Annotated in this window: 10 protein-coding genes and 1 tRNA gene; 1 reads left to right on the top strand and 10 read right to left on the bottom strand. The window is 73.9% G+C overall.

Going from position 1 to position 14,549, the window contains the following annotated elements; translation table 11 throughout:
* Positions 1-331: 331 nt before the first annotated feature.
* The 8 genes from ftsZ to cphA all read right to left on the bottom strand — a co-directional run bounded on the left by ftsZ (position 332) and on the right by cphA (position 12,296).
* Entirely contained in the window at positions 332-1,852 is a 1,521-nt protein-coding gene (gene ftsZ, locus KBB57_RS08415; RefSeq protein WP_290748636.1) for a cell division protein FtsZ, read from the bottom strand.
* 191 nt (positions 1,853-2,043) lie between these two features.
* Positions 2,044-3,381: a cell division protein FtsA gene (gene ftsA, locus KBB57_RS08410; RefSeq protein WP_290748633.1), complete on the bottom strand. Its 1,338-nt coding sequence runs from the start codon at positions 3,379-3,381 to the stop codon at positions 2,044-2,046.
* Positions 3,378-4,286 carry a cell division protein FtsQ/DivIB gene (locus tag KBB57_RS08405; RefSeq protein WP_290748631.1) on the bottom strand — a complete coding sequence of 303 codons (909 nt, stop codon included), beginning with the start codon at positions 4,284-4,286 and terminating at the stop codon, positions 3,378-3,380. The genes ftsA and KBB57_RS08405 overlap by 4 nt, the downstream gene beginning before the upstream one ends.
* On the bottom strand, positions 4,274-5,188 hold the full coding sequence (locus KBB57_RS08400) for a D-alanine--D-alanine ligase (protein ID WP_290748629.1): 915 nt from the start codon (positions 5,186-5,188) through the stop codon (positions 4,274-4,276). Before KBB57_RS08400 ends, KBB57_RS08405 begins: the two co-directional genes overlap by 13 nt.
* 52 nt (positions 5,189-5,240) lie before the next feature.
* A complete protein-coding gene (gene murB / locus KBB57_RS08395) occupies positions 5,241-6,185 on the bottom strand; it encodes a UDP-N-acetylmuramate dehydrogenase (RefSeq protein ID WP_290748627.1) in 945 nt (314 codons plus the stop codon).
* 63 nt (positions 6,186-6,248) lie between these two features.
* Positions 6,249-6,324 (bottom strand) — tRNA-Gly (locus tag KBB57_RS08390).
* 290 nt (positions 6,325-6,614) lie between these two features.
* The gene (locus KBB57_RS08385; protein WP_290748624.1) at positions 6,615-8,768 is read right to left on the bottom strand and encodes a cyanophycinase; all 2,154 of its coding nucleotides are present in this window, start codon (positions 8,766-8,768) and stop codon (positions 6,615-6,617) included.
* 795 nt (positions 8,769-9,563) lie between these two features.
* Positions 9,564-12,296: a cyanophycin synthetase gene (cphA, locus tag KBB57_RS08380; protein ID WP_290748623.1), complete on the bottom strand. Its 2,733-nt coding sequence runs from the start codon at positions 12,294-12,296 to the stop codon at positions 9,564-9,566.
* Positions 12,297-12,587: 291 nt separating this feature from the next.
* Here cphA and KBB57_RS08375 point away from each other — a divergent pair, with 291 nt between their 5' ends.
* The gene (locus tag KBB57_RS08375; RefSeq protein WP_290748621.1) at positions 12,588-12,953 is read left to right on the top strand and encodes a hypothetical protein; all 366 of its coding nucleotides are present in this window, start codon (positions 12,588-12,590) and stop codon (positions 12,951-12,953) included.
* Positions 12,954-12,957: 4 nt separating this feature from the next.
* Here the strand turns inward: KBB57_RS08375 and ccmB are convergent, their stop codons facing one another.
* Positions 12,958-13,623, bottom strand: coding sequence for a heme exporter protein CcmB (gene ccmB, locus KBB57_RS08370; protein ID WP_290748619.1), 666 nt, complete (start codon positions 13,621-13,623; stop codon positions 12,958-12,960).
* Between the two features lie 220 nt (positions 13,624-13,843).
* The gene (gene ccmA, locus KBB57_RS08365) at positions 13,844-14,491 is read right to left on the bottom strand and encodes a heme ABC exporter ATP-binding protein CcmA (RefSeq protein WP_290748617.1); all 648 of its coding nucleotides are present in this window, start codon (positions 14,489-14,491) and stop codon (positions 13,844-13,846) included.
* Positions 14,492-14,549 lie beyond the last annotated feature (58 nt).

Below are 14,549 nucleotides of genomic sequence, written 5' to 3'. Positions count from 1 at the left end.
CGGGCGCGGGCGGCCCGAACGGGCCCGCACGGTGCAGACCTCCGCCACCGTCCCTCGGCCCCCGGGGCGCCCACGAATGCCCGAAAGACCCGAAAAGAGGCCAAACCAAGCGTTTCGCAGAGGTCTCCTGTAAATATATTTCGAATTATATTTGCGCGCAAATAGGCATGATCGAGACCTCGCCCGTTCGCATTTGCCCGGGCTCGTCCAGCAGCATTGCGGGCATTGGCCATGAGGGTGCGCGGCCCTGGCATCGTATCGTGAAAGAAAACGGGCGCCCGCATGGCGGGCGCCCCGGGCCGGGCGGCAAGCAGCCCTTATGGCCGGTCCGTCAGTTCGCCTGCCTGCGAAGGAAGGCGGGGATGTCGACGCGTTCGCGATCTTGGTCCTCGTAGCCGGCGTCCTGGGCGGGCCGGCTCGCCGGCTCGGCGGCGCGGGGGCGCAGCGGGGCGTCCTCGCGGCCGACCTGGCCGGTCATGCGGTGGATCAGGCTGTTGATGGTGAGCCTGCTGCCGCGGTCGGCGTCCCGCCGCGGCTCGGCCGCCGTCGCCGCGGACGCGGCCATCGGCGCCGCCTTGGGCACGTTCTGCACGGCGCGCTGCAGCCGGGCGAGCGCCTCGGGCGAGGGATCGCCGGCGCGGCGCGGCGCGCCGGCGACGGGGGCCGGCTGCGGCACCGGCGCGGCGGCGGCCGGCTCGGCGAAGAGCTCGGAGCGGTCCTCGGCCTCGGGCTCGCGGCGATCGGCGAAGTGCGCCGGCGGGGCGGCCGGCTCGGGCGCGCGCGCCGGCGCCGGGAAGGCGGCGGCCGCAGGCCGGGCGGGCGCGGGCGCCGGCGCGGCGATCGGCTCGGCAGTCGCGCGGCGCACCGGCATGGCCTCGGCCCTCGCGACGGCGTCGATGCCGGTGGCGACGACGCTGACGCGCATCTGGCCGGCCATCTCCGGGTCGAGCGTCGAGCCGACCATGATGTTGGCGTCCGGGTCGACCTCGGCGCGGATGCGGTTGGCCGCCTCGTCGAGCTCGAAGAGCGTCAGGTCCGGGCCCGCGGTGATGTTGATCAGCACGCCCTTGGCGCCCTTGAGGCTGATCTCGTCGAGGAGCGGGTTGGCGATCGCCTTCTCCGCCGCCTGCACGGCGCGATCCTCGCCGGCGCTCTCGCCGGTGCCCATCATCGCCTTGCCCATCTCGCTCATCACCGCGCGCACGTCGGCGAAGTCGAGGTTGATGATGCCGGGGCGGACCATCAGGTCGGTCACGCCCTTGACGCCCTGGTAGAGCACGTCGTCGGCGAGGGAGAACGCCTCGGTGAAGGTGGTCTTCTCGTTGGCGAGCCGGAACAGGTTCTGGTTCGGGATGATGATCAGCGTGTCGACGTGGCGCTGCAGCTCCTCGACGCCGGCCTCGGCCTGGCGCATCCGCCGGGCGCCCTCGAACTGGAAGGGCTTGGTCACGACGCCGACGGTCAGCACGCCCATCTCGCGCGCCGCCTTGGCGATGATCGGGGCGGCGCCGGTGCCGGTGCCGCCGCCCATGCCGGCGGTGATGAAGCACATGTGGCAGCTCGCCAGCCGCTCGACGATGTCCTCGATCGACTCCTCCGCCGCGGCGGCGCCGACCTCGGGACGCGCGCCGGCGCCGAGGCCCTCGGTCACGCGGGCGCCGAGCTGGAGCTTGTTGGTGGCGCGGCTCTGCTGGAGCGCCTGGGCGTCGGTGTTGGCGACGACGAACTCGCAGCCCTCCAGCGCCTTGTCGATCATGTTGTTGACCGCGTTGCCGCCGGCGCCGCCGACGCCGATGACCGTGATCCGGGGGCTGAGGTCGTTGGTGACCGGTATCGAGAGTTTCAGCGCCATTTTGTCGTCCGCCTGTCCTGTTGCCCCTGCCTCGTGACTCCGCCGCGGTTTTCCCCGCGCCCGCGGCCTGCTCCGTAACTTGGAAAGTTAACGGATCCTCGCGCTAGGGTCACGCAGAATCCACATGTCAACCTCAATATGTTGTGGAAGCTCACAACATCACCGTGTATGCGACCGAACTGCCACACGATTTACCAGTTCTCCCTGAACCAGCGCAACGCCCGCGACACCCGGCGGGCTCCCTGGCGGTCTGCGGGCATCTCGAAGTCCCAGCATTCGTCCTGCGGGTGGCTCACGTGCATGGCGAGGCCGACCGCGGTGGAGAAGGCGGCGCCGGTCGCCGACTGCGGCAGGCCCTGCACCCGGAGCGGCTTGCCCACCCGGCACTGGCGGCCGAGGATGTGGCTCGCCACGAACTCGAGGCCGGGGATCTGCGCGGAGCCGCCGGTCAGCACGATGCGCTGGCTCGGCAGGTACTCGAATCCCGAGGCGTCGAGGCGGGCGCGGACCTCCTCGAGGATCTCCTCGACGCGGGGGCGCATCACGCCGATCAGCTCGGCGCGCGAGATCTGGCGGCGGTCGTGGTCCCAGTCGCCGAGGATCGAGGGCAGCTCGATCATCTCGCGGTCGTCGAGGCCGGTGGCGATCAGGCCGCCGTGCATGGTCTTCAGCCGCTCGGCGTCCTGCATCGAGACCTGCAGGCCCTGGCAGATGTCGGAGGTGACGTGGACGCCGCCCATGCGCACCGTGTCGGCGTAGATCATCTGCCGGCGGACGAAGACCGAGAGGCCGGTGACGCCGCCGCCGATGTCGACGCAGGCGGCGCCGAGCTCCTGCTCGTCCTCGACGAGGCTGGCGAGGCCGGAGGCGTAGGGGGCGACCACCACGCCGGCGAGCTCGAGGTCGCAGCGGCGGATGCAGTGCAGCACGTTGCGGAGCGGGGTGGCCGCGATCGTCAGCAGGTGCATGTCGACGGCGAGGATCTTGCCGATCTGCCCGCGCGGGTCGGTGAGGCCGGTGCGGTTGTCGAGGCAGAAGTTCACGGGGAGCGCGTGCAGCGCCTCGCGGTCCTGGCCGTAGTCGGGGATGTCGCAGGCGGCGAGCACGTGGCCGATGTCGCGCTCGGCGACGGCGCCGTGCTCGACCTCGGTCTCGCCGGTGCAGCCGTAGCTGCGCGGCCTGCCGCCGGCGAAGGAGACGATGACGTGGTCGACCCGCAGCGAGGCCATCTTCTGCGCCGCCTGGATCGCCGTGCGGATGGCGCGCTCGCATTCCTCCATCGCGGCGATCTCGCCGAAGGCGACGCCGCGGGAGCGGGTGTTGGAGGCGCCGATGACGCGGAAGGCGCCCTGCGTCAGCGTCGGGCGGGCGTCGGGGGCGTCGCTCTCGTCGTCGGAGGGGACGAACTGGAGGACGAGGCAGGAGACCTTCGAGGTGCCGATGTCGAGCACGGCGATGACGCCGCGCCTCAGCGCCGCCTCGCGCCGCGCCCGCATCGCGCGCTGCACCTCGTAGAGCTGTCGCCTCATGCGTCCTCTCCCTTCATCTCCTTGCGCAGGCGAGCCAGCTCGGCCTGCGCGTGTTCGTTGAGCCTGAGCGCCGGCCGGGCCGGGTCGCGGAAATCGACGACGCTGACGTCGCGCGACAGCATCTCCTCGGCGGCGTCGAGCGCCATCACCCGGCGGAGCGCGCCGAGCGGGTCGGTCTCGGGCAGGAGGATCGCCTGGTCGCGGTCGAGCACGAGGTCCCAGCGCCGCTCGCCGACGCGGACGAGGCCGCGGATGCGGTCGAGGATCGGCTGCGCGTCCTGGAGGAGCGCCAGCGCCTCCGGCACCGCGGCGTCGGCGCCCTCGCCGGCGATCAGCGGCAGGTCGGGCCGGCGCAGGCGGCTGTCGATCTCGGCGACGCGCACGCCGGCGTGGTCGAGGAGCATCACCCCGTCGGGGCTGCGCCAGACGACGACGGGGATCCGCTCGATGGCGCGGATCTCGAGGCTGCCGCCGGCCAGCGCCCGGACGGAGGCGCGCTCGACGGCGGAGAGCGCCTCGACGCGCTCGCGCACCGCGCCGACGTCGACCTCGAGCGAGCTGACGGGCAGGTCGACGAAGGCGGCGACGCGGATCGCCTCGGCGAGATCGGGGGTGACGCCGGGCACGTCGATGCGGGTGATGAGGAAGGAGGGTCGCTCGATCAGGCTGGACCTGAGGTTCTCGTAGGCGAGGACCGCCCGGGCCTTCAGGTCGAGCTCCGCCGCGAGGGTCCAGACGGCGAGGATCCCGGCCAGCATCGGCACGCCGAAGTTGACGAGGCGGCGGAACGACGGCCGCAGCCACAGCCGGTTCAGCCGGTAGCGGAGCCGCGACGGCGCCGGGTCGCGGCGCGGGCCGGGGCGGACGGCCGGGGGGCGGCCGGGGTGGACGGCTACCGGGAGCACGAGGCGTCCTCCACCATCCAGCGCACCAGATCGCCGAAGCTCATGCCGCAATGCGCCGCCTGCTCGGGCGCGAGCGAGGTGGGCGTCATGCCGGGCTGGGTGTTGATCTCCAGCACGATCAGCCCGTCGAGGCCGCGCGCCTCGTCCCAGCGGAAGTCCGTGCGGCTGACGCCGCGGCAGCCCACGGCGCGGTGGGCGCGCAGCGCCTGGTCGAGGCAGGCCGCCTCGATCTCCGCCGGGATCTCGGCGGGCACCACGTGGCGCGAGCCGCCGGGAGCATACTTGGCGTGGTAGTCGTACCAGCCGTCGGAGAGGATGTCCGTGACCGCCAGCGGCCGGTCGCCCATCACGGTGACGGTCATCTCGCGGCCGGGCACGTAGGCCTCGACCATCAGCACCTCGGGCATGTCGTCGGCGACCTGGGCCGGGCCGTTCGCCCCCTCGGCGACGAGGTAGACGCCGACGGAGGAGCCCTCGTTGACCGGCTTGATCACGTAGGGCGGCGGCATCGGGTGATGGCCGCGCGCCTCCGTCTTGCAGACGAGGCGGCCCTCGGCCACCGGCAGGCCGGCGGCGGCGAAGACCTGCTTGGCGCGGATCTTGTCCATGGCCAGCGCCGAGGCGAGCACGCCGGAATGGGTGTAGGGGATGGCGAGCCATTCGAGCAGGCCCTGGACGCAGCCGTCCTCGCCCCAGCGGCCGTGCAGCGCGTTGAAGGCTACGTCGGGGGCGGCCTCGACCAGCGCGCGCGCGAGGTCGGGGCCGGCGTCGATCTCGACGACGTCATAGCCTTCCTGCCGCAGCGCGGCTGCACATTCGCGGCCCGACGAGAGCGAAACCTCGCGCTCGGCCGAGCGGCCGCCCATAAGCACCGCGATGCGGGCGCGTGTCCTGCTCGACATGCCCGCCTCATTGTCCGCCCCATGGCCTTTGCGGCCTTGCTCGGGGTCAGCCTCATGCCGGGAGGGATCTGCCCACCCGCATGATTTCCCACTCTAGCGTTATCCCTGAGGATTCCCAAACCCTTTTTCGCACCAGCTCGCCGAGATTCTCCAGATCGGCGGCGCTCGCCCCCCCGGCGTTGACCAGGAAGTTCGCGTGCATGGGGGACATCTGCGCTCCACCCAGGGTTGCGCCCTTCATGCCGGCGTCCTGGATGAGCTTCCAGGCCTTGAGGTCATGGACGTCGTCCGCCTTGCCGGTCGAGGAGAACCCGGCCGGGTTGCGGAAGGTCGAGCCCGCCGAGCGGTCCTTCGTCGGCTGGCTGGCGTCGCGGCGGGCGAGTTGCTCGTCCATCCGCGCCGCGATCGCCTCGGGCGCGTCGCGGGGGCCGGTCAGGGTCACCTCGACGATCACCATGTCGGGCGGCAGCGTCGTGGAGCGGTAGGCGAAGCCCATGTCGTCCGGCCCGAGGGTCACGGCCTCGCCGGTTCGGGTCACCGCGCGGGCGGAGACGAAGGCGTCGCGGGTGTAGAGGCCGTAGCAGCCGGCGTTCATCCGCGCCGCACCGCCGATGGAGCCGGGGATGGTGCGCAGGAAGCCGAGGTCGACCCCGGCCTCGGCCGACTTGCGGGCGACGTGGGCGTCGAGGGCGGCGGCGCCGGCGATCACGTTCTCGCCCTCGACGCGGATGCCGTTGAAGCCGCGGCCAAGGCGGATCACCACGCCCTCGACGCCGCCGTCGCGGACGATGAGGTTGGAGCCGACGCCCATCGGGAAGACGGGGACGCCGGCGGGCAGCGCGGCGAGGAAGGCGGCGAGGTCGGCCTCGTCGGCCGGCTGGAAGAGCCAGTCCGCCGGGCCGCCGACGCGGAGCCAGGTCAGGTCGGCCATCGGTCGGGCCGGGGTGAGCGCGCCGCGGACCGCGGGCATGGTCGGGAGGAGGTCGAGCGATGTCATGGCGCGCCGTCGCCAGGCGCAGGCGGGCCGCTGGCAAGCCCTTGCCCCTGCCATGGGGAGAATTGGAGCGGGCGACGGGATTCGAACCCGCGACCCTCAGCTTGGGAAGCTGATGCTCTACCAACTGAGCTACACCCGCGTCCGGGGAGGAGCGGTAGAGCTATTCGCGGGCCGGGTCAACTCTCGCAGCCGGTGAATCGCCGGCCGGATCGCCGATTCCGGTTGTCGGGGGCGGCGCCCCCCGGGCGTCCGGCGAGGCCGGGCCGATGGCCCGCCAGGGGAGATCCCCGCGCGATCACACGCGTGAAATTCGGATCAAGATATTGAAACCATGCATAAATTCCTGATGCGTCAACCCTTTCTCAACGAAGGTTGACGCCCGTCAGGGACCCGAGACGGCCGCCGGCGGCCGTCTCGTGAGCCGAGCGTTCACGCGTCGCGGGGGCATTCGAGGTCGATGGAGGCGGCGGGGCCGGGCTCGGGGCGGATGCGCAGGGTGACGCCGCGGGGGCCCCAGGCGCCGGCATGGGCGCGGGGGTCGCCGTCGCGGGCGCCGACCTGGGCGGCGAGGGTGTCGAGCATGGCGTGGAGCAGGGCCTCGGCGGCGGCGGGGTCGCCGGCGCGGGTCACCGTGCCGGTGCGGAGCTCGGCGGCGTCGCCGGGGGCGAGCATGGTGACGCGGACGCCCTCGGCGACGAAGCTGTCGCTGTGGAGGACGAGGCCGAGCGGGTCGACCTCGACGAGGACGACGCCGTGGCGGCCGGCGGCCTCGATGCGGGCGTCGGCCTCGGACCAGATCGCCGCGCTGTCCTCGCAGACGCCGACGCCGAAGCGCTCGCTCTCCTCGGCGCAGGCGACGAGGAGGCGGCCCAGCCGCTCGCCGCCGATCAGGTTCTGGTCGACGACGCCGCCGCCGAAGAGGCCGACGCCCTCCTGGATGGCGAGGCCGCGATGGCCGACGTCGGAGGCGACGCCGAAGCGCAGCGCCTCGGGCGAGGAGCCGCCGGCGATCATCACCCCGGAGAGCGCCGAGGCGGCGCCGGAGGCGGCGACGAGGGCGGCGCCTTGCGCATGGGCGCGGGCGACGGCGCGCAGGAGCGCGCTCTCCTCGCCGCGGTGGAGCAGGGTCTCGACGAGGCGGGTCTGGTTGCCGCCGGTGAAGAGCAGGGCGCGCAGGCCGCCGACGGTCTCGAGGAAGTCGGCGTCGGTGGCGGCGTATTCGACGGTGTCGATGGTGGCCTCGAGGTCGATGGCCTCGAGGCCGAGCGACTGGAGCAGGACGACGTGCTCGCGGGCGACGCGGGCGGGCTCGGCGGAGGCGGCGGCGAGCACGCCGACCGGGCCGCCGCGCAGCAGCGGCAGGACGGCGGCGAGCATGGCCGGGTCGGCGGTGGTCGGCGCCGAGCCGAGGAGGACGATGCGGGCCTCGGGCGCGGGGGCCATGCCGAAGCTGCGGGCGGGGCGGCCGATGCGCTCGCGGATGCGGGTGGCGCTGAGCCGCTCGGCGGCGATCGAGCAGCGGAAGTCGATGCCGGTCATGCGCAGCCCGGAGGGCGGCGTCGCGATCAGCGCGCGGGTGCGGCGGCGGGCGCGCTCCAGCGTGACGGTGACGTTGACGCCGGTGCGGGCGTCGAAGGCGGAGGCGGCGTCGGCGGAATAGGCGTCGGGGTCGCCGAGGGCGAGGCGGGCCATCAGGTCGTAGAGGGTATAGGCGCCGAAGGCGTTGCGGCGGGACTGCGCCGGGGCGCGGTAGACGCGCTCGCGCTTGCGGACGCGGCGCTTGGCGGGGCCGGGCTCGGGCTCGAAGCGGGCGAGGTCGATGGCGTCGCCGTCGTCGAGGTAGCTGAGCCGGAAGGCGGGGCCGAGGGCGCCGGCGCGGCTGCGGGCGCCGAGGTCGACGAGCATGACGCCGTACTCGCCGCGGACCCAGCCGCGCGTCCCCTCGACGAGGAGCGCGGTGTTCTCGTCGACGCCGAAGCCGCGGCGCACCCCGGCGGCGGCCATGGCGACGACGAGCCGGCCGAGCCGGCCGCGCTTGATGAAGTGCTGGTCGACCATGCCGAAGGGGAAGAAGCCGAGGCCGTCGCCGATCAGGAGGCCGGGCTTGCCGGGATCGTCGGTGACGCCGTGGACGAGGGCCTCGAGCGAGGTGCCGCCGAGGAGCATCGGCGCCGACATCATCGCCGCGCCGGCGGAGGAGCCGGCGAGGAGGCCGCCGGCGGCGAGGCTCGCCCGGATGGCGGCGAGGGCGGCGGTCTCGCGGCCCGAGGGCGCGAGGGCGGCGGTGATCTGGGCCTGGTCGCCGCCGGTGAAGTAGACGCTGCCGAAGGCCGCCACCTGCGCGGCGAGGCCGGGGTCGTCGGCGGTGGTTCCGCCGGCGTGGAGCGGCGCCGTCTCGGCCTCGAAGCCGTGGGCGCGGAAGGCGGCGACCTGCTCGGCGGCGACCTCGACCGGCTCGGCGGAGGCGGTCGGGAAGACGAGGATGCGGCCGCCGGCGAGGCGATGCATCTCGGCGTAGACCGCCTCGTTGTTGTCCTCGAGCCGGCCGCCGATGACGGCGAGCTTCGCCAGGGGCGGGTTCATCGCGCGCGTCCGGGCAAAATGCCGCATTGTGGGAAGCGGGTCATCTGGTTGGTTTTGCTTGATAAAAGTCTTAATAACGAAGTTATCCATAGGCTGGCCGGGGCCCGAAGGAGGCTGCGCGATCGCCTCGGATCAGCGCGTCGCCTCCGGCCAGCGTCGGCGGTTGCGCCCGGGCCGAGCGACATCCCAAGGGGGCGTCGGCGCGCTTGCCCGGGCTGGCGCGAGCGCCTGCCGGGGAGCCTGCGGCATCCACATATCCCGGCTGAAGCCACGGATCGGGAGGGAACGGGCCGCGACGCTGAATGCCGACGGATTTGACCCGTGGCAAATCCGTCCGCGATCGCCCCCCCAAGGGCGAGCGCGATTCCGCGCTCGCCGGGGCGCTCACGGACGGATTGCACGCTTCGGGAGAAATCTGCGCCCCTGACGGCCTCCGCGCCAACGCGCTCCAGCCGTCGGCGCGGCGAAAGCCGTGCTTTCGCTTGTCGCGCCGCAGCCTCGCGGGCAGAGCCCGCTTCGGTCGGTCGGCCATCGGCTTCAGACTTTCCGTCTCCGAGGGCTGGAGGCGAAGCGTGAATCCGCCAGGCCGGGGGGCAGGCAGGCGCTGCCGCCGCTGGCGCATCGCCCGGGCCGAGCGATACTCGAGGGGAGCGTCGGCGCGGCTCTCGGGGGCGCGGAGCGCCTTCCGACGCGCCGAAGGCGCGCCTCCGGCGGGACAGGCAGGCGGGGAACCGGGCGCTCGTGCGCCCGGCCCCGGGGCGGGGCGATCCGGCGAGGGGTGTGTCACGCGCCGGCTCAGGCGACCGGGGCGATGCGGACGCCGCGGACGTCGCTGACGAGCTCGAAGCCTTCGGGCACCTCGAAGCCGGCGGCGGCGACGCGGCTCTCGGGGGCGGGCGGGGCCGGGGCCTCGGCGGGGTGGAAGTAGATGATCTGCTTCCAGGTCGCGGTGATCGCCTCGCAGAACACCAGCACGAGGTCGTTCGGACGCGCCATCTCCAGGGCCGCCTGCACCGAGTCGGTCTCGCTCGCGGAGATGGCGATCGCCTCCGGCGCGACGCCGAGGGCGATCAGCTCGGCGCGGATCATCTCGGGCACCTCGCCGGGCGCGCGGCCGCGCGGGTCGTCGTCGCTGTGGGTGATGTAGGCGTCGAAGTGGCCGGCGACCTTGGCGGCGATGGCGCGGACGTCCTCGTCGCGGCGGTCGCCGGGGCAGGTCACGCAGACGATGCGCTTGCCGAGCGGGTTCAGCCGCTCGACGAGGTCGACCATGGCCCCGACCGCGGCCTCGTTGTGGCCGTAGTCGAGGATCACCCGGAAGCCGTGCTCGTCGAAGACGTTCATCCGGCCGGGCGACTGGTAGAAGGTGTTGTCGAAGGTGCGGAGGCCGTTGCGGATCTGGTCGAGCGATTTCCCCAGCGCATAGGCCATCGCGGCGGTGAACATGGCGTTCTCGACGTTGTGGAGCGCCTTGCCCTCCAGCGTCGCCGGGATCAGGTGGGTCCAGATCAGCGGGATCTGCGCGGCGTTGTCGTAGATGACGATCTGCTCGCCGTTCGCGCCCTTCTCCAGCACGACGGCGGGCTGGCCGAGGCGGATGTGCTCGCGCACCAGCGGGTGGTCGGGGTTCAGGGTCACCCAGCACACCCGCCGCGCCGGGGTGAAGGCCGCCATCTTCAGCGTCTCGAGGTTGTCGGCGGAGAGGACGGCGGTGTCCTTCGCCACCTCGACGACGAGGCGCTTGACCTCGGCGAGCTGCGCGATGGTGTCGACGCCGCCGAGGCCGAGATGGTCGGAGGTGACGTTGAGGACGGCGCCGACGTCGCAGAAATCGTAGCCGAGCCCGGCGCGGACGATGCCGCCGCGGGCGGTCTCGATCACCGCGATGTCGATGGTCGGGTCGCGCAGCACCATGCGGGCCGAGGCGGGGCCGGTCATGTCGCCCTTCACCGTGACGTTGCCGTCGATCATCACCGCGTCGGTGGAGGTCTGGCCGACGACGTGGCCGGCCATCTTGAGGACATGCGCGAGCATCCGCGCGGTGGTGGTCTTGCCGTTGGTCCCGGTGAGCGCCGCGATCGGCACGCGGGCAGGGGCGCCGCCGGGATAGAGCATGTCGATCACCGCGCCGCCGACGTCGCGGCCCTTGCCCTCGGAGGGGGCGATGTGCATGCGCATCCCCGGGCCGGCGTTGATCTCGCAGATCGCGCCGCCGGTGTCGCGCCAGCTCTGGGTGATGTCGGTGGTCAGGAAATCGACCCCGCCGATGTCGAGGCCGACGGCGCGGATGGCGCGCTCGGCCATCAGGCGGTTGTCGGGGTGGATGACGTCGGTGACGTCGATGGCGGTGCCGCCGGTGGAGAGGTTGGCGGTCTTGCGCAGGTAGACGATCTCGCCGGCCGGGGGGACGGAGGCGGCGTCGAGGCCGCGCTCGGCGAGGAGCTTCCCGGCGACGGCGTCCATCTCCAGCCGGGTCAGCACGTTCTCGTGGCCGGCGCCGCGGCGGGGGTCGCGGTTCACCTCCTCGACCAGCTCGGCGATGGTGGAGCGGCCGTCGCCGCGGACATGGCCGGGCATCCGGCGGGCGGCGGCGACCAGCTTGCCGCCGATGACGAGCAGGCGGTGGTCGTCGCCGCGGATCATGCTCTCGACCACGACGCCGGAGCCCTCGGCCTCGGCGACGTCGAAGGCCTCGGCGACGGCCTCGTCGGTCTCGAGGTTCACCGCGACGCCGCGGCCGTGGTTGCCGTCGACGGGCTTGACCACCACCGGATAGCCGATGCGGCTCGCGGCGCGGATGGCGTCCTCGGGCGAGCGGACGTAGCGCTGCCGCGGCACCGGCAGGCCGAGGTCGGAGAGGAGGCGGGAGCAGAGCTCCTTGTCGGAGGCGATCTCGACGGCGATGTGGGAGGTGCGCCCGGTCAGCGCCGCCTCGATGCGGGTCTGCCAGCGGCCCTGGCCGAGCTGGATCATGCTGGCGTCGTTGAGCCGCGCCCAGGGGATGTCGCGGGCCTCGGCGGCGTGGACGAGGGCGAGGGCGGTGGGGCCGAGGGCGCGGCGGCCGGCGTAGTCGTCGAAGTCGGCGATGGCCTCGTCGAGCGGCGTGGCGTCGTCGCGCGGGTCGATGAGGTCGAGCAGGATGGCGCGGGCGACCTCGCCGGCCTCGATGCCGACCTCCTCGGATTCGTAGCCGTAGAGGACCTCGACCTCGTCGGGATGGGCGGCCGGGCGGGTGAAGGCGCGCTCCGCCGGGGCGCCGGCGTGGTTCATCAGCGCGAGCGCGAGATGCGCCATCAACTCGCCGAGGCGGGCGTCGGGGGATTTGAGGCGGTCGAGGAGCGACGCGCCGGTCTCGGTGCGCGCCGTGGCGAGGCCGGGCAGCGCGTCGAGGAGGGGCGGCAGCACGCGGTCGGCGACCTCGGAGACCGGCAGGTCGGCGCGGCGGTGCAGGTCGACGGTGAGCCGGATCAGCGGCGCCTTGGCGTAGACGTTCGGCCCCACGTAGACGGCGGTCGAGACGATCTCCATTGGCCAGCTCCCCCGTGGTTCCTGCGCGAGTCCTAGCGCGGCGCGGGACGGTCGGAAAGGCGGGAGTTGTGCGCAAGTGCAGTATGCGCTGGGGCGCCGTTTGGACCGGCGTTCGGGAGGGGTGGCGGGTAGTGCTTTGATTTTACGACGGTTCCCGGTGGAGGCATGACGGGTATGACCGGAGCGGGCCGCTCGCGGTCATGTTGCGCTTGCGAAATTGATCGGATGCGATCAGCCTGTTCTTGCCGGGGACGCCGCGGGCGGCCCGACGAGAGAGTAAGAGGTGTCAGCATGTATCGTATCCTGTCGGCCGCCGCCGCGGTCGTCCTCGGCTTCGCGGCCCCCGGCATGGCGGAGGAGGTCTCCGTCGCGGCGCCCGGGGTGGCGGCGTCGCTGCACGAGGGGCCGCTCGACATGGTCGCCTACTACGGCGCGGCGCCGGAGGGGGCGCCCGGGTCGATGGAGGTGGTGGCGACCTTCGCGCCCAAGGCCGGCCGTGGGGGCCATGCCTTGCGGATCGCGATGGCGCTGGGGGACGGCGACCGGGTGGCCTTCGCGCTGCCGGGCTATCCGGCGACGCGCTACGTCTTCGCGCGCGAAGGCGGCGCGCTGACGGTCGCGGGGGAGACGGCGCTGCGGCTCGCGCTCGCGGAGTAGCGCGTCAGCGCAGGTTGGCCCGGATCGCCGCGGCCGCCGCGAAGGGAGCGGCGGCGAGCACGCCGAGCGTGACGCCGGCGAGGAGCAGGAAGGCGGGCGTCGGGTCCTCGCCCGCAGCGGCGTCGGCGACGGCGCGGGCGCCGAAGATCAGCGTCGGCAGGTAGAGCGGCAGCACCAGCACCGAGAGCAGGAGCCCGCCGCGGCGGACGCCGACGGTCACCGCGGCGCCGATCGCGCCGAGGAAGCTTAGCGCCGGCGTTCCCGCGGCGAGGCCGGCGACGAGCCAGGGCTGCGCGGCCGCGGGCAGGTGCAGCGCCACCCCGAGGAGCGGCGCGGCGGCGGCGAGCGGCAGGCCGGTGGTCAGCCAGTGGGCGAGGGCCTTGAGCGCGACGACCGCCTCGAGCGGCAGGGGGGCCAGCGCGAGGGCGTCGAGGCTGCCGTCCTCGGCGTCGGCCTGGAACAGCCGGTCGAGCGAGAGCAGGCAGGCGAGGAGCGCGGCGATCCAGAGGATGCCGGGCGCGAGGCCGGCGAGCGCCCGCGGCTCCGGCCCGACGCCGAGGGGCGCGAGCAGCACCACGATCAGGAAGAAGGCGAGGCCGAGCCCGGCGCCGCCGCCGGAGCGGAGCGCGAGGCCGAGCTCGCGCGCGAGGATGGCGCGGGCGGCCCTCATGCGCGGAAGCGGTCGGCCGGGGCGGGGGGCGCGAGGCCGGGTCTCCCGCACGAGCGGAGCGCGAGGCCGGGCTCGCGCATGAGGATGGCGCGGGCGGCCCTCATGCGAGGAAGGGTTCGGCCGCGGCGGCGGTGACCGCGGCGGGGGGGCGCGAGCCGGAGTCTCCCGCACGAGCGGAGCGCGAGGCCGGGCTCGCGCATGTGGATGGCGCGGGCGGTCCTCATGCGAGGAACGGGTCGGCCGCGGCGGCCGTGGCCGCGGCGGGGGGCGCGAGGCGGAGCTCGGCGGCCTCGACGCCGAGCGCGACGTGGGTGGCGATCACCGCCATGCCGCCGCCGGCGGCGTGGGCGCGGAGGAGGTCGGTGAGGCGGGCGGTCGCCTCGGCGTCGAGCGAGACGCTGGGCTCGTCGAGGAGCCACAGCCGGCGCGGCGCCAGCGCCAGCCGGGCGAGGCCGAGGCGGCGGCGCTGGCCGGCCGAGCAGGAACCGGCGAGGCGGGGCGCGATGGGGCCGAGGTCGAAGGCGTCGAGCGCGGCCGCGACCGCCTGCGGCGGCGCGCCGAGGACGGCGGCCCAGAAGCGCAGGTTCTCGGCGACGGTCAGCGCCGCCTTCACCGCGTCGAGGTGCCCGGCATAGGCGACGCGCTCGGCCCAGCCGTCCGGATCGGCGCCGAGGGCGAGGCCGTCGAGCGTCGCGCCGCCGCGCTCGGGCGGCAGCAGCCCGGCGAGGGCGCGCAGGAGCGTCGACTTGCCCGCGCCGTTCGGCCCGCGCAGCGCCAGCGTCCCGCCGTCGGCGAGCGTGAGCCCGACGCCGTCGAGCACGCGACGCCCGGCGCGCCGGCAGGCGAGATCTGTGACGGCGAGGCCCATGGCGCGGGCATAGCCGATGCGGCCGACACGGGGAAGCGGCCCCGCCCCGCCGCACCCC

It is taken from the genome of Amaricoccus sp. (assembly GCF_017993425.1).
In the GTDB taxonomy this organism is placed as follows: Bacteria; Pseudomonadota; Alphaproteobacteria; order Rhodobacterales; family Rhodobacteraceae; genus Amaricoccus.
The sequence above is the reverse complement of the archived record's forward strand: the minus strand, read 5'-3'. Positions and strand labels throughout refer to the sequence as shown.